This window comes from Aquabacterium parvum, from assembly GCF_001447195.1.
Lineage (GTDB): Bacteria > Pseudomonadota > Gammaproteobacteria > Burkholderiales > Burkholderiaceae_C > Aquabacterium > Aquabacterium parvum.
Map to the genome: position 1 here is coordinate 1 of NZ_LFRI01000475.1, position 273 is coordinate 273.

1 pseudogene is annotated in these 273 nt (G+C 61.2%); it reads right to left on the reverse strand.

The features are described from left to right. Window positions 1–237 (reverse strand): annotated as a pseudogene (locus ABG80_RS18105) (protein rep); the annotation flags it as partial. Between the last annotated feature and the right edge of the window lie 36 nt (window positions 238–273).

Below are 273 nucleotides of genomic sequence, written 5' to 3' on the forward strand. Positions count from 1 at the left end.
TCGGAAGCACCCAGCAGAACCAAGAAGGCGTTTCCCCTTGAGCGTCTGAAAGGCATGCCATGTATCGGCAACCGGCTGATCGCTGAACTTGACGGCGTACTTGAAAACCTCCATGAACCCCTCGGCGGGATCTCCAGCGATGGGCCGCACATCAACGATGAAGCTGTCCCCGGTGATCTGGTGCCAATCCCGCGACAAGCGCTCCTGGCTGGGCTCGACCTCGGCCAAGGCGATCATGTGCAGGTGCGGGTGCCACTGGCCCGAGTTGTCTCC